Origin of the sequence: Xanthomonas fragariae (assembly GCF_900183975.1) — a bacterium.
GTDB classification, from domain to species: Bacteria; Pseudomonadota; Gammaproteobacteria; order Xanthomonadales; family Xanthomonadaceae; genus Xanthomonas; species Xanthomonas fragariae.
This window is the reverse complement of the sequence record NZ_LT853882.1, coordinates 4053724-4075146: the sequence shown is the minus strand read 5'-3', so window position 1 is coordinate 4075146 and position 21423 is coordinate 4053724. Positions and strand designations below refer to the sequence as shown.

Below are 21423 nucleotides of genomic sequence, written 5' to 3'. Positions count from 1 at the left end.
GGCAACCCCATCAGCACGATCCGGTAGCGGAAGAGGGCTTGCTGGGCCTGTATCGCATCACTTGATCGCCTCGGATACCTTCTGGCGCGAAGGTCTGCCGCAATGGGTGGCACTCAGCGAAGTCGCTGCCGAGCTGGGGCTCCACACACCAATGCCAGCGACGCCTGAGCCGACCGGATATGCGCCTGTGGACGTGCCGATCAGCGGGCCGCAGGCGACGGGTTACCCCGCCAACGTGCTGGGAGAGAACCTCCGAATAATCCACGACGTGGCGAGTGAGCTTAGAATTTGCTCGAACACGACGATCGTCCATACTGAAAATCAAGCATTTACGCATAGCGGCGATTGCTTCAGTTGTTGATCGAAAAAGTTGTTCAAAGCTCCCCTGGTGAGTTACCCGCCGGCCGCAGCTGCGCCGCTTGCTAACCCCGCTGCACATGCTTAGTTTGATAGGGCGGAGCCTGCCGTTGCCGATCGCCATTCAGCACTCGACTACCAGCAGATTCTGCCAAGCCAGCATGCCCTACTAACAGATCCAGCGTCGTGGTCCACCACCACCACGCCGGCAGCATCAAGCCCGCTCCTGACTAAGAAGCTGTTCACGATCTTTCCTGATTGGTGCAGACTCTGCGGATGCGCCAAAAAACCTATCCGAGCGACATGAGCCGGGAGCGTTTCGAACACATCCTCCCGATCCTAGAACAAGCGCGCAAGCGCACCAAACCACGCCGAGTGGATATGTATGAGGTGTGGTGCGCAGTGTTGTACGTGCTGCGAACCGGTTGCCAATGGCGAGCGCTACCCAGCGACTTTCCGAAGTGGCGGACCGTGCACTCGTACTTTGCCAAGTGGAGCGAGTGCGACGATGAAGGAGTGAGCCTGCTGGAGCGGGCGCTCAAAAAATCAGGTTGGCGTGGCCCGCGAGAAACAGGAGCGCAACATCTTCAGCAGGTTCTTGATCGTGGACGCGCAGAGCGTCAAGAACACGGACACAGCCGGGCAAAAGGGATATGACGCGGGCAAAAAGGTGTCGGGCATCAAGCGGCATATCACTGTTGATACCCAGGGGTTGCTCCATGCCATCGCGGTGACGACGGCGGAGGTGACCGACCGCAAAGGTGCGCTGCGGGCGCTGGAGCGCTGTCAGTCAAACTTGACGCATGTACAAAGCCTGCTGTGCGACAGTGGTTACACCGGAGTACCGTTTGCCGAAGGCGTGCGAGAGATTCTAGGCGAGCAGCTCACGGTGCAGATTGCCAAGCGCAGCGAACTGCACACCTTCAAGGTCATGCCCAAGCGCTGGATCGTCGAGCGCAGTTTTGCCTGGCTGGAGAAAAACCGAAGGCTGTGGAAGAACTGCGAGCGCAAACTCAACACCAGCTTGCAGTTCATCCATCTGGCCTTCTTGGCGCTTCTACTCAAAAGATCGTGAACAGGCTCTAAGACCTCAGATTCTCCTTCGACGCCGGCCTGTGCGTCGCCGGTACCCGCCAGTGCGCTACTACCGAGCGCCTGAGACACCGCGATCGCCGCAGCGCCCGTCGCACTGCAGGACGCGCCCGTCGTCTACGCCGGTCTGTGGCGACGCGTGGCCGCCAACATCCCTGTTGCGCTACCCGGCCTACATGCTGATCAGCCTGCTGACCGTCGGGCATCGGCATCATCGTGTCGGCCTTCATGGCCGGCATGAGCACGCGCAAACAGGCCTTGCATGACAAGCTGCGCCAGACGCTGGTAGTGGACGGCTAGGCATTCACCGGTCATCCCGAACCCCAAATCCAGGGACTGGATACGGTCACGATCGTGGTTCTGACCTTTGATGCAGTGCTGCTAGTGCTCTCGATCGTGATGGCAGCCTTCATGCTGGTGGTCATCTGAATGAGTCAGACCCAGCGGTTCGCGGCGCCCACGCTTGACACGGCGGCGTCCGCCGTGATCTTTCTAAACAATAGAACTGAACGCCCGGGCCACCTTCCCGGGCGTTAACGTGTGGGAAACGGCCGATCCGCTTCCCTCGACCGGCCAATTAGGCCACGCTACCTGCCCCCCGGGCTCTGCCCAAAGAATTTGCCACCATGCCCAAGCACCTGCTCATCGTCGAATCGCCCGCCAAGGCCAAGACGATCAATAAATACCTCGGCAAGGACTTCACCGTCCTGGCCTCGTATGGGCACGTGCGCGACTTGGTCCCCAAGGAGGGCGCGGTCGATCCGGACAACGGCTTTGCGATGCGTTACGACCTGATCGAAAAGAACGAGAAACATGTCGAAGCCATTGCGCGTGCCGCCAAGAGCGCCGACGACATCTTTCTGGCGACCGACCCGGACCGCGAGGGTGAGGCGATCAGCTGGCACATCGCCGAGATCCTGAAAGAGCGAGGCCTGCTCGAGGGCAAGCCGATGCAGCGGGTGGTTTTCACCGAGATCACCCCGCGCGCAATCAAGGAAGCGATGCTCAAGCCGCGCGCGATCGCTGCCGATCTGGTGGATGCGCAGCAGGCGCGCCGCGCGCTCGACTATCTGGTGGGCTTCAACTTGTCGCCGGTGCTGTGGCGCAAGGTACAGCGCGGCCTGTCCGCCGGCCGCGTGCAGTCGCCGGCGCTGCGCATGATCGTCGAGCGCGAAGAAGAGATCGAAGCCTTCATTGCGCGCGAATACTGGTCCATCGATGCGCATTGCCGACATCCGTCGCAGCCGTTCCAAGCGCGTCTGATCAAGCTGGACGGGCAGAAATTCGAACAGTTCACAGTCACTGACGGCGACACCGCCGAAGCGGCGCGGCTGCGCATCCAGCAGGCTGCACAAGGCGTGCTGCATGTCACCGATGTGGCCAGCAAGGAGCGCAAGCGCCGCCCTGCCCCGCCGTTCACCACCTCCACGCTGCAACAGGAAGCCTCGCGCAAGCTCGGCTTCACCACCCGCAAGACCATGCAGGTGGCGCAGAAATTGTACGAAGGTGTCGCGCTCGGCGATGAAGGCTCGGTCGGTCTGATCAGCTATATGCGTACCGACTCGGTGAACCTGTCGCAGGACGCGCTGGCCGAAATCCGCGACGTCATCGCGCGCGACTTCGGCACCGCCTCGTTGCCGGATCAGCCCAACGCCTACACCACCAAATCCAAGAACGCGCAGGAAGCGCATGAAGCGGTGCGTCCGACCTCGGCACTGCGCACGCCGGCACAGGTGGCGGGCTTTTTGTCCGACGACGAGCGCCGCTTGTATGAACTGATCTGGCGCCGCGCGGTCGCCTGCCAGATGATCCCGGCCACGCTCAATACCGTCAGCGTCGATCTGTCCGCCGGCAGTCAACACGTGTTCCGCGCCAGCGGCACCACCGTGGTGGTCGCAGGTTTTCTTGCAGTCTACGAAGAAGGCAAGGACACCAAGAGCAGCGAGGACGAGGACGAAGGCCGCAAGCTGCCGCTGATGAAGGCTGGCGACAATATCCCGTTGGACCGCATCGTCACCGATCAGCATTTCACCCAGCCGCCGCCGCGCTTCACCGAAGCGGCGCTGGTCAAGGCGCTGGAGGAATACGGCATCGGCCGCCCGTCCACCTACGCCTCGATCATCCAGACCCTGCAGTTCCGCAAGTATGTGGAAATGGAGGGCCGCAGCTTCCGCCCCACCGACGTGGGCCGCGCGGTGTCCAAGTTCCTTTCCGGGCATTTCACCCGCTACGTGGATTACGACTTCACCGCCAAGCTCGAAGACGATCTGGATGCAGTCTCGCGTGGCGAAGCGGAATGGATCCCGTTGATGGAGAAGTTCTGGGGCCCGTTCAAGCAACTGGTCGAGGACAAAAAGGATTCGCTGGACAAGACCGATGCCGGCAGCGTGCGCGTGCTCGGCGCCGATCCGGTCAGCGGCAAGGAAGTCAGCGCACGTATCGGCCGCTTCGGTCCGATGGTGCAGATCGGCACCGTCGAAGACGAAGAAAAACCCACCTTCGCCTCGCTGCGACCCGGCCAGAGCATCTATTCGATTTCTATCGAAGACGCGCTGGAACTGTTCAAGATGCCGCGCGCCCTGGGTCAGGACAAAGAGCAGGACGTCAGCGTCGGCATCGGCCGCTTCGGCCCGTTTGTGCGCCGCGGCAGCGTGTATGCGTCGCTGAAGAAAGAGGACGACCCATACACCATCGATCTGGAGCGTGCGGTTTTCCTGATCGAAGAGAAGGAAGAGATCGCACGCAACCGCGTGATCAAGGACTTCGAAGGCAGCGACATTCAGGTGCTCAACGGCCGCTTCGGCCCATACATTAGCGATGGCAAGCTCAATGGCAAGATCCCCAAGGATCGCGAGCCGTCTTCGTTGACGTTCGAAGAAGTGCAGCAGTTGCTGGCCGACACCGGCAAGCCGGTGCGCAAGGGCTTTGGCGCGAAGAAGGCCACGCTCAAGAAGAACGCGGTCAGGGATTCCTCGCCGAAGAAACCTGCGGTCAAGAAGACCGCGACCAAGACTGCGACGACCAAGACCGCTGATAAAAAGCTGACGGCCAGGAAAACTACTGCCAAGAAAGCTACCAAGCGCGTGGTCAAGAAGACCCTCAGCAAGGCCGCGGGCTGAGGCGCAGCATGGAGCACACGCTCAGCTTGGATAGTGCCATCGCTGCCCTGACCCAGGGCGGCGTGATCGCCTATCCCACCGAAGCGGTGTGGGGATTGGGTTGCGACCCGCGCCAGCAAGCCGCTGTGTTGCGGCTGCTGGAGATCAAGTGCCGCCCGGTCGACAAAGGCGTGATCGTAGTGGCTTCCAGCGTGGAGGCGTTGCGCGACTGGGTGGACTTCGACGCGCTGGAGCCTGCACGTAAGCGAGAGGTTCTGGCCAGCTGGCCTGGCCCGCATACCTGGATACTCCCCGTCATCGCCCAGGTGCCACGCTGGGTCACTGGAGAACATGATGGGCTGGCGGTGCGTATCAGCGCCCACCCGGTGGTCGCGGCGCTCTGCGCCGCCTGGGGCGCTCCGCTGGTATCCACCAGCGCCAACCTCGCCGGTGAGCCGCCCGCGCGCAGCCGGCAGGCGCTGGCCCCCGCCCTGCTAGCCGGCATCGATGGCGTGGTGGAGGGCGAGGTAGGCGCATTGGCGCAGCCAACCCAGATCCGCGATGCACGGACCGGGCAGATCCTGCGCGACTGAGCGGTCGGCACGCGCCGATTGTCGGTCCGCTTCACCCCGAAAGCCGGTTGTCCGTTTGCCCGCAGCTTGGCAGACGCGCAAACTGCGGCCATGCGTTCCGTCCTGACCCTTCTGTTGCTCGCCACGGTGCTGCCGGCGTCGACGGCCAGCGCCGCAAGCAAAGCAGATCCGAATGTGCGGCTCTATCGCTGCGTGAGCAGCACCGGCACCGTCGCGCTGCAGGATGCGCCGTGCAGCAGTGGCCGCCAGCAGATACTGGACCTGCAGCGCCCGCAGGATCCGCCACCCCGACCGCAGCGCTCCGCCGCCCCGGCTGTTGTAGCGCCGCCGCAGCCGCCACCGCGCGAGGTGCGCATCATCACCGTGCAGCTGCCGCAGCCGATGTACGAATGCGTGACCGAAGAAGGCCGTCGCTACACCAGCGACAGCCCCGAGGGCAATCCGCGCTGGGTGCCCACCTGGGTCCCGGCCTACGTTTCCGGCGGCCTGCAGCACGGAACGCGCCCGCCGGGACCACGTCCGGCCGAGGGGATACAAGGCGGCATCGGTGGTGGCCGAGGCAACTACGACGGTGGTGGCTATCCCGGCAATGGTTACAACGGCGGTGGCTACGGCGGCACGGTGATCCTGCCTTACGGCAATGTGCAGATCCGCGACGAATGCCATGCCCTGCCCGCACAGGAAGTCTGCGCGCGCCTGTCCGACCGTCGCTGGGAGCTGATCCGCCGCTACAACAGCGCCTTGCAGAGCGAGCGCGAGGATCTCAGCCGCGAGCAACGTGGCATCGAGGCGCGCCAGCAACGCGATTGTGGCGGCGCATGAGTCGCTGGCTGCTGGTGTCATGGATAGCGTGTGCCTCGATGGCCGGAGCACAGGAAGTGGCCATCTACCGCTGCACCGATCCCACCGGCGCGCTTACGGTGCAGAACATGCCGTGCCCCAAAGGCATGCAGCAGCAAAAGAAGCTGATGACCGCGCCAGCGTCGGTGCCATTCGCGCCGGGTGGATCGAGTGCGCCACCGCCTGCGCGTGTGGCAACAGCTGCGCAGCCGCGCCCTGCTCCGCAAGCTGCGATGCCTGTGGCGGCTTCGCTGGCGACTCAAGCGCCAGCAGCAGCGACGCCACCGGCCATGAGCTCCACATCCCGCTGCCTCCGCCGCCGTTATTCGAATGCACTGCGCACGACAACGGTCGCTACCTTACCGAAGACCGCGAGCCGGCCACGCGCTGCCTGCCCATGCAGACCACCAACCTGGCCGGTGGGCCGGCGATCGGTGGCGGCAGTGCGTGCGAAGTGGTCACCGACCGCTGCGCGCCAGTGCCGGACCAAAGCCTGTGTGAGGCTTGGCGCAAACGTGCCGAGCAAGCCGAAGCAACCTGGCACTTCTCCGACGAAACACAATCGGCCGAGCGCAAGCGGCGCTACGAGCAGATGCGGCGGGTGCTGGACGAGAGCCGCTGCGCAAATCCATCTGCCACGCCTTGAGTGCAGCCGCAGACTTGACAGCGCACTTCTATGCGTGTGCTGGCAGCGCGCTGGGTCACGTGATTTTTTTCGAGCCACCGACAACGCGCAGCGTCACGTCAGGCACCGAAGGCACAATAACTGGCCCTCTCTGAAAACCTCCTTCAAGCACCAATCGGCAGCGGTGATCGATGCACGGTGCTCAAGGATGGCCATCCCATCCCCCGGATCCAGGCGCGCAAAAAAGCGATCCAGCGCATCAGCCAACGCAGGTTGTAACCTGCGGCGCAGCCGAGCACTTGCAGCGCATTGCCCTGGCCGCCTTTGCGCCTGCAACGACGCAGAGATGTTCGATCACCAGTTCCGCTGTCTGGCATCGTTTGATCCAGCGCCGTTGCCGTCGCGTTAGCATCTTGGCCTTTGTTCAATCCCGGCATTATATGGATATGCATCGTTGAAGAAAGAAGACTCTCTGTTAGAACGAGGAGAGTTGATTTCTATCAGCATTGAACGCCGGTTTAGAGTGGCTAACAAAACGTAGCGAGCTGTCCCGGCCGGGCGCGGACGGCACTGAGGAACCGCAATGTACTCGTGGTACATGCCGTTCCGAGCACCGGCCGCGCCCGCCTGGCGGTAAGCGCAGTCGTTTTAATAGCCGCTCTCAGCCTGACCACGCTCGCCTGATCCAAACATCCCGCATCAAAAGCACCACCGGCAGCCATGGCAGCTGCCGGTGGATACTGATGCCGGGTGGCTCAATGCGCGCCGAAGCGCCAGTTCAATTCCAGCATGTAGGAGCGGCCATAGCCGGTGTAGTTGAAGATGTTGTAGTAGGGGTAGCTGGTGTTGGTGCGGTCGCGTGGTGGCCGGGTGTTGGCCACATTGTTGACCGTCATGGTCAGCGATATATCGTCATTGACCGCATAGTCCACCGTTGCATTGACGGTGGTCCATGCGCCTAGCTTGCCTGCGTCTTCCACTGCATACCCATCGATGCTTTGCTGGGCTGCGGCGTTGGGCGTGCGGCCATTGCGTTGACCGAACAGCGTGGTGGTCCAGGCATCCTTTTGCCACGTCACCGAGGCATTGGCGATGCTGCGGAAATCCGAGGAGAAGAAAGGCTCATTGAGCAGATCGCGCACCGGGTCTTGCGGGAACTGCTGGCTTTCGTGCTTGAGCGTGAGATTGTATTGCGCATCGAACACGAACAAGCCCCACGATTCGGTGGCCCAGTTGTAGGTGCCCTTGGCCAGCAGGCCGGAAATCTCCTCGTTGGAGATGTTGACCGGGTTGATGCGGATGCGGCTCAAACGGTTCGGCACCGGTGTATCGGCTGCGGTGCGCTCGATACGCGACAGCGTGTCCACGCAGGTGGGCGAGCTGATATCCAGGCTGCCCAGGCGGCAGGCCGACTCGGTCTGTAGCAGATTGTCGCTGCTCAGGTCGCTGACTTTCTGCTGGAGCTTGATGTTGTAGTAGTCGGCATTGACGCTGAAGCGCGCGCTGGGCGACCACACCACGCCATAGCCCCAGGATTTGGCGGTGATCGACTGTAGGTCCGGGTTACCGGACCTGCGGCCCTGAATGCTGGTGCCGCTGTAAGTGCAGTCGTTAATCCGCACGCCGGGCTCTTCCACCGCGCAGCGGTAATAGTCGTTGACGTACTGAAAGAAGCCGCCATCGCCAGCGAAGGAGAACGCCATGTCCGGGGCCTTGAACGCGGTGGCGTAGTTGCCGCGGAACAACAGCGAATCGATCGGACGGAATTCCAGCGCAGCCTTGTAGGTGAATTTGGAATCGCCACCGCTGCCCTGGTTCTTGTAGTCGTCGAAGCGACCGGACAAATTGGCGTTCAGCGTGCTGAGGATCGGCACGCCCGTCTCGAACGCCGCTGCCCAGTTGTCGCGCTTGCCGCTGCCCTGGGTGCCGGTCAGCTGATAGAAGTCGCCAGCGATCACCCGCTGGTCGGTGGGGTTTCCCCAATACTGGTTGCCGGCCTGCAGCACGCCGGCCACACCGACCGCACCGGCCGGCAAGTTGAATAGCTCGGTGTTGGTGAGCTGCAAGTTGAGGTTCTGGGTCCAGGTCCTGGACTTGGTGCGGCTCTCATCGTTGAAGCTGCGGTACTGCGCTGGCGTCAGCGCGCGATAGAAGTTGGCATCGTTGGGCGAATAGATCGGGTAGCCGGCGTACTCGCCTTGTTGGGCGCCAAGGAACTGTTCGCGGAAGAAGTCTTCGATGCGGTCGGCCAGTGGCCATTGCTGGCGACTGTCGATACGGTATTCGGCGCGTGCGTAGTACGCATCGTAGGTCCAGTTGCTGCTGCCCAGCCCACCCTTGACGCCGGCGGCGATGTTGTACGAATCGGCCGTTTGGCGATCGTTGTTGAAGTCCAGGTTGCCGGTCTCTTCAGGCGCGAAGGCGTGCTGGTAACCTTCCAGCTGCTGGCTGTTCTGGTTGTAAAACAAGCCACCGGTGTCGGACGAGGCCTGCCAGAAGCGCGGACCGCTGTTGACCTCCACCTTGGTGCGATTGAGCAGCAGCGTCGCGTAGCCTTCGGTGTTGTCGTTGAAGGCGTAGGACAGATTTGCATAGCCGCTTGCGCTGCGTTCCTTGTTGAGGATGCTGGCGTAGCCGGGCTCGGTGCGGCTGCTGCAGAAGTTGCCGCGGTTGGGGTTATTGTCGTATTGCACCGAGCTGTTGAATAGCCGGCCCAGCGCATCGCAGTTTGCGGAACCTGGGTCGATGTAGGTGGTCAGCGTGTTGTGCAGCACGATGCGCGAGCCATAACGCAAGGTCGGGTCCGGGTTGTCGGAGGTGGAATCGAAATGGCGCCGCTGGTAGCCGTAGATCGGGTCCTGATTGTTGAGCTGCAGGCCCCAGACGATATCGGCCTTGCCGATGGTGCTGCCGCCGGTGAGCTGGACGCGCTGGTTGTTGCCGCCACCCCCGTCGTAGGTGCTCATGCGGTAATTCATCTGCACACCGTCGATGTGCTTTTTCAAGATGATGTTGACCACACCGGCAATCGCGCTGGATCCGTAGATCGAGGACTGGTTGCCGGGCGCCACATCGATGCGTTCGACCATCCCCACCGGCACGCTGGCCAGATCGACGAAGTTGCTCTGGCCGTTGTAGAGCAGCGGGTAATCGGCCATCGGCCGGCCGTCGATCAGCACCAGGGTGAAGCCCGGATCTAGACCGAGCAGTCTCAGCGATTTGGCGCCAGCGGTGAAGCCGTTGCTGAACTGCCCGTCCTGCACCGCGCCGGTGGCCATCGGCTGCGAGCGCAGCACGTCGTAGACATCCTTGAAGCCGCGCCGCTGGATATCCTGGGCGGTGATGGAGAACACCGGGGTGGCGGTTTCGACCTTGGCCCTGGGAATCAGCGAGCCTGTCACGGTGACCTTGTTCAATTGCGTCACGTTGTCCTGGCTCTGTGCCATTGCAAGCGACGGTATTGCCAAGGTGGCGCACACGGCATTGACCAATAAATGGCGCTTCATGAAGATCTCTCTCTCCAACAGATGTGAAACAGGGAGTGCGGCCATCGGGGGGGGGGGAGGGCCGCGTGGAATCGCTGTCACCGAAACGTTAACAACACCCCAACTCTAACCAGCGCCTGCGCGTCCGTATAGTCGAGATTGCTTAGATTTTTTGTCCCTTCACGCCTAGGCTAGGTATCCTTCGCCGATGCTTAAAGTCGCGTTTGCTCTTTCCCTGCTATGCACCCTGTTCGTTCCGCTGCAAGCGGTTGCCAGGGCAACCATCGACAAGATCGAGATCAAGGGCTTGGACAACGGCGACGACGCCGAGATGATCGAAAACATCGAGGTCTCCCTGTCTCTATACGAGGCCGTCGGCAAGGAGCAGGGCGAGTCGCGAATGGAGTATTTGCTGGCGCAGGCCGAGCGGCAGACGCGCGAAGCGCTGGAACCGTTCGGCTATTACTCGCCGACCATCGAACTGGCAGCGCCACGCACTGGCGACAAGGTGATCGTGGTGATCACGGTGGACCGCGGCGAGCCGGTGCGCGTGCGGCAGTCGCATATGTCGATCACCGGCTGGGCCGAGCAAGATCGCTACCTGGGCCAGGACCTTAAGCAGTTCGAACCGCGCGAAGGGCAGGTCTTCAGTCATCCACAGTACGAAGCCAGCAAGGTGCGCATCACGCGTCGTCTGGCCGAGCGTGGTTACTTCGATGCCGACTTCACCCAGCGCCGCGTCGCTGTTACGCGTGCCGAGCATGCCGCCGATATCGATCTGAATTGGGACAGCGGCCGCCGCTACAACATGGGCAAGGTGCGCTTTGACTATGACTACTTTCGCCAGGGCCTGTTCGACCCGTTGGTGTACTGGGATGAGGGCAGCTACTACCACGAGGGCAAGCTGGATCGTTTGCGCGAGTCGCTGACCAAGCTGGATTATTTCAGCACCATCGATATCCAGCCCAGGCCGGAACAAGCCGATGACCAGGGCCGTGTGCCGGTGTATGTGAAGCTCACCCGCGCCAAGCGCACCGTCTACACCTCCGGTCTGAGCTACGGCAGCGAGAGCGGGGCCGGTGTGCGCGGCGGCGTGGAGCGGCGCTACATGAACTCGCGCGGCCACAAGATGGACACCCAGCTGGACTACGCGCAGAACCGCAAGAGCCTGACCACCAGCTACCGCGTGCCGGCGTTCCGTTGGCTGGACGGTTGGTACACCGCCTCGGCGCGGTTGTACGACGAACAGACCGACTACATCGACCTGCGCAACGTCAAACTCACCGGCAGCCGCAGTGGCCAGATCAACGAGCGCTGGAGTGCGATCGCCTCCATCAACGCCTTGCGCGAGCGCTGGCGCTTCAGCAGCGGCAGCGATTTCACCGATGCCGTGTATCAGACCTCCACGCTGATCTATCCGCAGCTGCAGGCCAATTACGTCAATGTCGACGACCGCCTGTTTCCACGCAGCGGCGTGTCGGGGCAGATGTTCATCCGTGGCGGCGCCAAAGGGGCCGGTTCGGACACCAACTTCGGCCAGGTCTATGGCCAGCTGCGTTGGTTCCTGGGCGCCGGCGACAACGGCCGGGTGATCCTGCGCGGCGAAGCTGGCACCACCTGGACCAGTGATCTGGTCGCGATACCGCCGAGCCTGCGCTTCTTCGCCGGCGGCGCCAGCAGCATCCGTGGCTATGCGTTCCGAGAAGTCGGCCCGCGCACGCCCAAGCCGGACGAATTCGCGCTTGGTGCCAAGAACGTGGTCACCGCCAGCGCTGAATACGAGCATTACCTCAAGGATGGCCCGTGGGGCGGCGCGGTGTTCGTCGATAGCGGCAGTGCCTTCGACGACACCCGCAGCTGGCATACCGGCATCGGCTTCGGTCTGCGCTGGCGCTCGCCAGTGGGACCGGTGCGCGTGGATATCGCGCATGGCCTGAACGACCCGGATTCGCAGTTCCAGCTTTACATCGATATCGGGGCCAACCTGTGAGCGCACCCACGCCGCTCCCCGCACCGCGCCGCGAGCGTTTCTATCGCCGACGCCGGTTCTGGGCGGGCTCCGGCCTGACCGTGCTGGGCCTGGCGTTGGTTGCCTTGATCGCGGTGTATTGGTTGCTGCAAACCGTCGCCGGGCGCGATGTGTTGCTAGCGCAGGTGGTGGCGCGTTTGCCGGTGGGCGCCACATTTACCTACGGCAAGGTCGAAGGCCCGGTTGCCGGCCCGCTGACCTTGCGCGACGTCGATTTCCGGTACCAGGACATCCACTTCACCGCTGAGCGCGTGTATCTGGAGCCGGAGCTGCGCCCGCTGCTCGGTCGCAAGCTGCAACTGGATGCAGTGCAGGTCAGCAATGCCACGTTGAATCTGGGCAAGAGCGATGAGCCGTTCACGCTGCCCAGCTGGCCCGAGTCGCTGCCGCAGATCAATGTGCCGCTGGCGATCCAGGCCGACAAGATCGACGTGGAGAATCTGCGCATCACCCAACTGCAGCAGCCGATGATCGTCCTGCACAAGGTGCAGGGCGGGCTGGACGCCGCCACCGGCGAGCTGCGCACGCGCGATTTGGTAGTCGACACCGACATGGGCGATTTTCGCCTGCATGGCGATTATCTTCCCAACGACGATTACCGCGCCGATCTCACCGCTACCGCCGTGTTGCCGGCCGCGCGCGGGCGCACGCCGGCCAGCCTGGGGCTGGTCGCACGCGGCGACCTGGACAAGATGGAGGTGGCCATCGCCGGCCGCGCACCAGCACCGCTGCACGCCAGCCTGGTGTTCACCGGGCGCGACGACCCCACCTGGGCGTTCAAGGCGGTGACAGCGGCGCTGGATACCTCCCTGTTGCTCCCGGCCGCAGACGGGCAGGCCACTGCGCCGGCCATACCGATCGCGCTGAACCTGCAGGCTTCCGGCAAGGGCGGCAACGCCGACCTGCACGGCAGTGTCGAACAGGGCGAATTAAGCGCCACGCTGCAGCCCTCGCATATCAGCCTGCGGGATCAGGTGCTGACCGTCGAACCGTTGCTGATCGATACCTTGGAAGGCCGCACCCAATTGCGCGGCACCGCCGATTTCCGCGACACGCAGAATCCGAGCTTCCGTTTCGCGGTCAATGCCAGTGGCTTGCGTTTCACTCCGACTGCAGATCCAGCCACTCCGGATGCGCCGCTGGTGCCGGTAAAGCTGACCGACGCGCGTCTGGGCGTGGCCGGCACCTTGAAGGCGTGGGCGGCGATCGGCCGCGCCACGCTGGAACGCGATGGGCAACAGGCCGAGTTGGTGTTCGACAGCCGTGGCAACGATCAGCGCGCGCAGCTCAAACACGTGCAAGCCAAAACACCAGGCGGCTTGCTGGATCTCACCGGCGAGGTGGGCTGGACGCCGGAGCTGCGATGGGATGTCAGCGCGCAGCTGTCCAAGTTCGATCCGGGCTATTTCGCACCGGGCTGGAACGGCAATCTGTCCGGCAAGATCGCCTCCAAGGGTCGCCAGCTGCCGGCGCCGGCCGGCGGCGTGTCGCCGGGCTTGGAGGCCACTGCGGATATTCCGAGCTTGACCGGCCAACTGCGGCAGCGCGCGCTGTCTGCAAATGGCAAATTCGCGTTGCGCGGCGAGCAAGGCGAGGGTGAATTGCAGCTGGCGTTAGGCAATAGCCGCATCAATGCGAAGGGCAAGCTCGGCGACCAGCTCGATATCGCCGCGCAGTTGCAGCCGCTGCAACTGGACGACTTGCTGCCTGGCGCCACCGGTATCGTGCGTGGGCAACTGCAGGTCAGCGGCCGTCGCGACGCACCCGACATTACCGCCGACATCGCCGGTAACGGGCTGCGCTGGAACGATTACAGCGCGCAGAGCATCAGCCTACGTGGCCGGCTGCCGTGGCGCGGCAGCGATGGACAACTGGCATTGCAAGGCACCGCCATCGAAGCCGGCCTGGTACTGGACAGCGTCCACGTGCAGGCACGCGGTGCGGTGGAGGCGCTGCGCCTGGATGCCGATATCGTCAACAGCATGGCCAGCGTCGCCTTGCAGGGCGATGTGCGCCGCAACGGCGAGCGCTGGCAGGGCCAAATCGCCACGCTGCGTATCGCACCGGCCAAGGGCGATGCCTGGGCACTGCGTCGGCCGGCGCAGTTCAGCACCGACGGCGCGGCATTTACCTTGTCCGATACCTGTGTGAGCGCCGCCACTGGCGGCGCACTGTGCGCCAACGCCAATTGGCCGCGCGAGGGAATGGTGGTGCACGCCGATGCGCTGCCGCTGTCGTTGGTGCAACCGTGGCTGCCCAAGCAGGAAGGACGACAGATTTATTTGCGCGGCGAGCTCTCGCTGGATGGCAGCTTCAAGCCACGCGGTAATGCGTGGGAAGGCGCGTTCCGTATTGCCTCGCCCGAAGGTGGTATTCGTCTCGGCCAAACGCGCTACGCCGCGGTCGCCGGCAATCCCAATCGTGGCGAATTGCTGCGCTATGACCAATTCAGTGTGCAAGCCGATTTCACCCCGCAGCAGATCCAGGCCAAGCTCGGTGTCGGCTTCCAGGGTGCGGGCTTTGTCGATGCCAAATTCAACACCGGTTGGGACGCGTACGCACCGCTCAACGGCGAGCTGTATCTCAATATGTCGCGGCTGTACTGGCTGGAGCTGGTGGTAGCCGATGTGGTGCAGCCCAAGGGCCTGGTCGAAGGCCATGTGAGCCTGCATGGCACCCGCGACAAACCGCTGCTCGGCGGCGATGCGACCTTGAGCGACTTCACTGCCGAATACCCGTCGATGGGCCTGACCCTGAGCCAGGGCAAGGGCCGCTTCGACGCGTTGCCGGATGGCTCGGCCAAGATCACCGCCGCGGCCAAGTCGGGCGAGGGCACGCTCACGATCGATGGCGGGCTGTCGTGGTTCGGCACCACCACACCGCTACTGCTCAATATCCGCGGCGAAAACGTGCTGGCCTACAACACCAGCGAGTTGCGCATCATCGCCAACCCCGACATGCAGTTCGGCATCACCGGCAACACCATGCAGCTGCGCGGCAAGGTCACCGTGCCGGAAGCCGATATCGACCTGGAACGCCTGGATCGCGGCACCTCCGTCTCCGAAGACGTGGTGGTGCTTGACCCGGTGGATCCGGAAGCAACGCCGTCCTCGCCATTGGATATGGACTTGGCCATCGTGCTCGGCGACAAAGTCAACATGAGCGGCTTCGGCTTGAAGGGCGGGCTGAGCGGGCAGATACAGATCCGCGCGCGCCCGGGCCGCGAAATGAACGCAAACGGCGGACTGGATGTACGTGGTCGCTACAAGGCGTACGGCCAGGATCTGACCATCAGCCGCGGCCAGCTGACCTGGAACTCCAACATCGTCTCCGACCCGCGCGTGAGTCTGCGCGCAGAGCGCAAGATCGGCGATGTCACCGCCGGTATCGATGTCAGCGGACGCGCCGAATCGCCACGTGCGGACGTATGGTCGGAGCCGGCCATGTCGCAGTCCGAAGCGCTGTCTTACCTGGTGCTCGGCCGCGGCCTGTCCACCGCCAGCAGCGACGAAACCCAGCAGGTCAGCGCCGCCTCGGCCGCACTCTCGGCAGGCAGCAGCCTGATCGCCTCGCAAATCGGTGCCAAGCTCGGCCTGGACGAAGCCGGCGTCAGCGAATCCAGCACGCTCGGTGGATCTGTCGTGGGCTTCGGTAAATATCTCTCGCCGAAACTTTATGTCGGCTACGGCGTCTCGATGGTTGGCAGCGGCTCGGTGCTGACACTCAAATACCTGCTCAGCCGAGGCTTCGACGTGGAAGCCGAATCGAGCTCGGTGGAAACCAAGGGCTCGGTGAACTGGCGGCGCGAGAAATAGCCCGGGTCGTATTGGCCGTAGCGCTTATCTTCGTCACCCAGCGCAGCGTGCTGTGTGTGGCACTGCCACGACGCCCAGCGTCGCCATGGCGTGACATGGCTTGACGTAGGCGTCTGCATTGAACACTGCGCTGGCATGCTGCTCACAGCCAGCGCGGCTGCTGGCTGGCGCGCGCTTGCGTCCAGGCAAGCGACGCCGTTGGGCGCTCCGGCCGATGACATCACTCGGCGCAGGTGGTTGCCTCAGACCTGACGTGTAGGGCTGCGTTTAAGAGTGGCTAACAAAACGACTGCGCTCACCGCCAGGCGGGCCCGGCGGGTGCTCGGAATCGGCATGTACCACTCGTATATTGCGGTTCCTCCGCGCCGTCCGCACGTACCTGGCGACTGCTCGCTACGGTTTGTTAGCCACTCTCAGTGTTGGCGTCCAGTCAATGGCCGATACCAAACCTTCTGGCATAAGGTGAAACCTTTTGCTCATGAAGTGAACTTCGCATTGGCGCAAATTTCCTTCGCTTATCGATCCGCCGGGGTTACTTCAATCGTTAAATTGCGTCTGTGCGTGCAGATTGATTGATAACGCAGTGGCTGCACACATCATCGAGAGCTTAGAGCGGAGTCAAACGTGACAGTCCTTGTCAACTTGCGGTCCGGTCCGTTGGTTAAATGCACTTTTAACGCGGTATTTCAACGGCCATACGCGAAGGCTCCAGAATTGCACCCTGAGGTCTGCGGTTTCAAAACATTCCAGCTGCCCGACTGTTGCTGACAGAACCGCGCACGTCGTGATCAGGCAGGCGCGCGTCGCGCGGGGAAACGCAACGCACGCTGACATCTGAGAATTCCCAGCATTGCACTGGTCCGCGCCACTGCCCGGCAGCAAGGTTGGTGGCGCGCTTTCAACCCGGGTTATTCCGACCGGGATCAGCCCGGCTGAACAGATTCGCGCATCGCATTGGTCTGCAAGACGATCCGACACGAGCGCCCGGTTGCAAGTTTTGCAAGTCAACATAATGTCGGTCTGAGGTGCGTTGCGCACTTTCTGACCTGAATGCAATGAATGGAACAACGCGCGTTCGAAGGAGCTTTCATGAAATCGAAAGTCGGGCCTGCGTCCACTGCACCTTCGGCTTCTTTCGAAGTTGGATCGACATCGGAACCGATTGCCCGACCTGCCCAAGATATTCGGGCTGAATTTACCGTGTCGGCCCCACCGCCGGAGCTGCGACCCAGGCCGGATGCCAATCGGCCGCGTTCGTTAAAAGAGCGTATCGCCGGCAAGATGTCCGAACGACAGACGGTCTTCAACTTCGGCATTCCAGGCACCGGACGGACGATCGATCGACCGCTGCGCAGCGGTGTTCCAGTAAATGGCCAGCCATCTGCAGAGACACACAGTGCGGATCTGGATCCATTGGTGCTAGAAGCCCGTCAATTAAAAAAGCTTGCCGAGTCGACACTGGCCAGTCTGAAAGCAGCGCCGACAGCAGTATGGGATCGCCCGGCGCCTCCAGCCAAGCGAAGTGTTGGGAGCCAGCTACGCTCTTGGCTCAAGCCTGCATCGCTGCGCACCATCGTGGGCAAAAAACCGGCCAAACCCGAGGCTGCGAGCCAGCAGCACAACCCCGCCAGCGTTGCTGCCATGGCCGCTACGTTGATCGAGCGGCTGGATCATGAGCGCCAAGGCGTGGATGCCGCACTCACTGCGCTTGCCCAGGCACGTGCAGAGTTTGAGGCGATTCGGCATGCGACCCGGCCAACCTCGCTTGCCGCCGCTCTGGCTAATCCAGCGCAATTACGAAACAACCGTCAGCGCCTGGAACAGGCACAGGTTCGCCTGCAGTCGGCTGAAACGCATGCAAGCCTGAGTCTGCAACGATTACGTGATTCGGTGCAGGGCAAAGAGGTCATGCGGGTGTGTGCGTTGAGCGAGCGACAGGATCAGACCAAGCAGCAGGCCGACCTTTCCCGGCAATTGCTGGGCGATCTTCAAGCTGGCCTGTGCGCAGTGGACGCACGCATCATGGACCGGCAAGCGGCCACCACGCAGAACCTGGAAGCCAAGGTCGAACAGACCCGTACGTTAATGTCCCAAGAACGCGACAGGAGCATCGCCGAGCGCGCCGTGGTGCAGGCCGAGACACGTCTGCAGACCTTGCGCAATCAACTGCAAGTTTGCAACGATCCAGCGCAAATAGCTGATCTGGAAGCGGCTATTGCGCAGACGCAGGATATGCACGCACGCAATCTGCAGACGCATCTGCAGCTGGCGCAGCTCCTGGTGCATGTGGAAGCCGAGTGTGCTGGTCTCAATGACGAGATCGGCACACTGCATCGGCAACGTGCTGCGGACGCAGGTGAGCGCGTTGGCATCAACGCAGCTGAAAGACAGTTGCATCGCACGCGACAGCAACTCATCGCCGAGCAGTCGGCTGCCGAAGAGCGGTGCGACCAGGTGGCGGTCAAGCAGCTGTGCGAGCACCATCTGGCCAATCAGATCGCAGCGACGCAGGACGTCGCGCTACGGGATGCGGCTGAAATGCAGGCTCCACTGCAGCGCATCGCCACCCGCCTGTCCGGGCCAGACACGCCAACGCCATTACCGTCATTTGCCGTCATCGACATCGTTACCTCAGCCTTGACAGAGCTCACCGGCAACGATGCGGCGCGTGCGAAAAGCGTTCTGGATGCACTGTATCAGCACAGTGCCGGACATTGGCCGCGTATCGCAGAGAACCTGTCCAAATCGGCGAGAACGCGCCCGACAGGTTCCAATAACACCCATCGCGACATCGTGGCGCTTTGCCGGAAGCTAGCCAAGATTCCGCGTGGCGTGGAGATCATGCAACTGCTGTCCAACCAAGGCGACACGCCTGCGCCAGCAGATAATGCACAGGCGCTGCGGGTATTTTGGAATGCCGACGACGCCCAACTGAGCGAATCGGACTTAAACGTCAAAGCATGGTTGCAGACCGCCAAACAAGTTGCCCTTGCGACGGTGGTTGGACGCCAGCAGACTTTCGACGATGTCCATCATGCCGCCTTCAACGCAGTTCGTAACGGATATTTCAGCAACGCTCCGGGCTCGCCCTACGACCAGCACGACCGGCGCCTGAGAAAAGCGACCACCCACTGGGTGATGCGTGCCGCCGCGTCCAGCGCATCCAAAGACAAGGCGGAGACCGCCATAAAGAAAGCTCCATTGCCGCGCAGAATGATTCCCACGCTGGAGAAGACGCCTTTCGGAAAGTCCACGCTGAATCGTTCTTATGCGGTAAGCGAAAGCATGGGCTTGCATTCGCCAAGGCTGCAGGTCGATCAGGCGATAGCGCGCAGGATGTGTCGGCTGGAAGACACGTTGAAGGTCTGCCAGACGGTGCCGGAGATGCAATATCAGATCATGGCGGTGCAGGCCATGCTCAAGCACTTGAGGTCGATGGAAGAAAAGGGCGCTCACCTGTCGCAGGTGATTGTGCACAAACGCGACAGCAAGGCGATACGCCGCCTGTTGAAGTCAACTGTCCAGCAGCGGCAGATGGAGCAGAAATGGGAAAAATCGATCGATGCCAGCGGCCGGCGTGGATTCAATATGCTGCAACATTCCCGGTCGGTCGAGCTGCTGCCACTTCATGCACAAATGGCCAGCGGCATGCTGTCGGTTTATGAATTACTCCAGCTTGCCGAGCAGCACGTGCACGACATCGCGCCTACGACGCTTGCGCTTCCACCTCCTACGGATGATCTTCTCACCGACGATCTGAGTACTGCAGTGAAGTTGTTGAAACACAAGCACATGCGCAGCAAAGAAGACATCGTGGCGTTTTTCAAACCCTTCATCCTCAACAGCCAGTTGCGGGATCGTTTGCGCCTGGGCGGTGGAGGCACGCTCGGCATGGGCCTTCCCACGCTGCCATATGGCCCGTTATCACCGGTCGCCTCGCCGATTCTGTTTTTAGAAACATCGCATAGCAATGAGGCGTTCGCTCAGATTTCCATGCCGATCCTCGGCATGGAAATGTCCTTCGGCAGTGCCGGGACCGATGCCGGCGAGGCCGGCATCGGTGCGAGGATCGGTGCACAGGTCGTACCTGGGGTCGGGCTCAACGCCGCCGTGACCGGCCGTATTGCCGCCCAGGGAACAACCACCAGCTCGACCACCATGCGTTTCTTCCGGGTTCGTAACAAGGACGATGAAATGCGCAGCAACATGTTGAACGCACTCGATAGCATGGTGCGCTGGGATGTACTGGATCCAAAACAAGGGCGGCAGTATGCAGGGCCGCTGGAGTCCATTTTTGCGCGCAATCCAGAGGTATCCATCAGTCAAAGCGACAGTACGACATGCACCCGCACCCTGACCGCACGCCTTGAGGTGGATACCCCGATGCTGCGCCTCAACGCTGGCTCCGACGCCGCATCGCAGATCCTGGGCCTGGAGCCCTCCGCCTACGCCGAAGCCGGGCGCATCCGCGAAAGGCGTACCGAAACAGGTGGGTTCATCAGTATCGTCGGCAATCGGTCCGATGCAGGGAAACAGAACGCCGGCTTGACCTCAAACCTGAACGCCGTACCGATTTCTAATACCCCGCTTCCGTCGCAGGACGGCAGATACGGGGTGCAGAGCCAGAGCCTGGGCGTGCAGTTTGGGATGTCGCGCGATCTGGCCTGGGCGCTGGAGAAGAATGAAATTTCGCCCTTCCTGATCGGCGACAGGCAGGATGCCGATCTCGACCGGCACTATTCCAAGTCTGCCGATATGCTGGCTGAAATCGCGAGCAACCGTGATGCCTGGTTATTGCGCTGCATCGAGACGCTGGAACCGGATGCGACGGGCAGCCGCAATACGACAGACAACCGCCTGCGCGCAGCGAAGCTGCTCGATGCCTTTGAGGCAAGGGTGGCCAGCCTGGAAAAAGAGAGTCACTACTGCCAATACAACGTCAATTACTCGATGAAGCGTCGGGCTGGAGCGGAGATCGATGGTTATCGGGGTATCAAGGCACTGGCGTTGCAGCGCGGGGATACTAAAAGCGCTGAAGATGCCCAGCACGCCATCGACGACATTTTACTGATGCAAGAAACATGGCGACCGCTAATGTTGATCGTTCGTGAGCGGGGACGGGATTCCACCATGAAGGGATGGCGGAGTCTGCTGCGCTGGCAAAAACTTTCCAACGTCGACAGTCAGCGCACCGTTGTGCAGTTTCCGCCAGTTTGATGGCGTCGATGGCTGCGCCAGGCAAGCTCTGAACAACTCTTCCATGCGCTTTAGATCAACACCTGAGGACGGATTCAACTCTGGTTCGCAATGCTGCTGATGAACTCCCCGGAGAAAGCGTCAAGGGGCGTTTTGAATCCGAGTATCTTACGCGGGCGGTTGTAGAGCGTTTGCTCGATCCATATCCATCGTAAGTGCGCGTGGCATCTCGTGCTGAAGTGGGTGTAGCTTGACAAGTAACGCCGCCCTGGGGCGGCGTTGTTGTATTTAGA

At 62.1% G+C, this 21423-nt stretch carries 9 protein-coding genes, 2 other RNA genes and 4 pseudogenes; 11 read left to right on the top strand and 4 right to left on the bottom strand.

Going from position 1 to position 21423, the window contains the following annotated elements; translation table 11 throughout:
• Positions 1-61 precede the first annotated feature (61 nt).
• The 7 genes and pseudogenes from PD885_RS21125 to PD885_RS18885 all read left to right on the top strand — a co-directional run bounded on the left by PD885_RS21125 (position 62) and on the right by PD885_RS18885 (position 6626).
• Complete coding sequence (locus tag PD885_RS21125; RefSeq protein ID WP_082244272.1) at positions 62-361, top strand: hypothetical protein; 300 nt, start codon at positions 62-64, stop codon at positions 359-361.
• A 272-nt stretch (positions 362-633) separates the two neighbouring features.
• Positions 634-1432, top strand: a protein-coding gene (locus PD885_RS18910) for an IS5 family transposase (protein WP_088057059.1) whose coding sequence is annotated in 2 segments (ribosomal slippage) — positions 634-905 and positions 904-1432 — 801 coding nt in all. Because the reading frame shifts where the segments join, the coding sequence is not laid out codon by codon here.
• 169 nt (positions 1433-1601) lie between these two features.
• Positions 1602-1878, top strand: a pseudogene (locus PD885_RS22860) (RDD family protein); the annotation flags it as partial.
• Positions 1879-2075: 197 nt separating this feature from the next.
• On the top strand, positions 2076-4568 hold the full coding sequence (locus tag PD885_RS18900) for a DNA topoisomerase I (RefSeq protein ID WP_002809370.1): 2493 nt from the start codon (positions 2076-2078) through the stop codon (positions 4566-4568).
• 8 nt (positions 4569-4576) lie between these two features.
• The gene (gene tsaC / locus PD885_RS18895) at positions 4577-5140 is read left to right on the top strand and encodes an L-threonylcarbamoyladenylate synthase type 1 TsaC (RefSeq protein WP_002809372.1); all 564 of its coding nucleotides are present in this window, start codon (positions 4577-4579) and stop codon (positions 5138-5140) included.
• A gap of 90 nt (positions 5141-5230) precedes the next feature.
• Positions 5231-5962 (top strand): hypothetical protein, encoded by a 732-nt coding sequence (locus tag PD885_RS18890; RefSeq protein WP_040762748.1) that lies wholly within the window; start codon positions 5231-5233, stop codon positions 5960-5962.
• Positions 5959-6626, top strand: a pseudogene (locus PD885_RS18885) (DUF4124 domain-containing protein). The gene PD885_RS18890 and the pseudogene PD885_RS18885 overlap by 4 nt, the downstream one beginning before the upstream one ends.
• A gap of 143 nt (positions 6627-6769) precedes the next feature.
• Here the strand turns inward: PD885_RS18885 and PD885_RS18880 are convergent.
• The 3 genes and pseudogenes from PD885_RS18880 to PD885_RS18870 form a co-directional block, all read right to left on the bottom strand.
• Positions 6770-7026 (bottom strand): annotated as a pseudogene (locus tag PD885_RS18880) (hypothetical protein); the annotation flags it as partial.
• A gap of 104 nt (positions 7027-7130) precedes the next feature.
• Positions 7131-7205: non-coding RNA, sX9 sRNA (locus PD885_RS18875), on the bottom strand.
• Positions 7206-7360: 155 nt separating this feature from the next.
• On the bottom strand, positions 7361-10051 hold the full coding sequence (locus PD885_RS18870) for a TonB-dependent receptor plug domain-containing protein (protein ID WP_172404493.1): 2691 nt from the start codon (positions 10049-10051) through the stop codon (positions 7361-7363).
• 247 nt (positions 10052-10298) lie between these two features.
• On the opposite strand from PD885_RS18870, the gene PD885_RS18865 reads away from it, so the two are divergent.
• The 4 genes from PD885_RS18865 to PD885_RS18850 all read left to right on the top strand — a co-directional run bounded on the left by PD885_RS18865 (position 10299) and on the right by PD885_RS18850 (position 21151).
• Positions 10299-12080 carry an autotransporter assembly complex protein TamA gene (locus PD885_RS18865; protein WP_002809383.1) on the top strand — a complete coding sequence of 594 codons (1782 nt, stop codon included), beginning with the start codon at positions 10299-10301 and terminating at the stop codon, positions 12078-12080.
• Complete coding sequence (locus PD885_RS18860) at positions 12077-15934, top strand: translocation/assembly module TamB domain-containing protein (protein WP_002809384.1); 3858 nt, start codon at positions 12077-12079, stop codon at positions 15932-15934. The genes PD885_RS18865 and PD885_RS18860 overlap by 4 nt, the downstream gene beginning before the upstream one ends.
• A gap of 333 nt (positions 15935-16267) precedes the next feature.
• A non-coding RNA gene (locus PD885_RS18855) (sX9 sRNA) lies at positions 16268-16343 on the top strand.
• A 680-nt stretch (positions 16344-17023) separates the two neighbouring features.
• Entirely contained in the window at positions 17024-21151 is a 4128-nt protein-coding gene (locus PD885_RS18850; RefSeq protein ID WP_197685828.1) for a coiled-coil domain-containing protein, read from the top strand.
• A 74-nt stretch (positions 21152-21225) separates the two neighbouring features.
• Here the strand turns inward: PD885_RS18850 and PD885_RS22280 are convergent.
• Positions 21226-21396 (bottom strand): annotated as a pseudogene (locus PD885_RS22280) (IS30 family transposase); the annotation flags it as partial.
• Between the last annotated feature and the right edge of the window lie 27 nt (positions 21397-21423).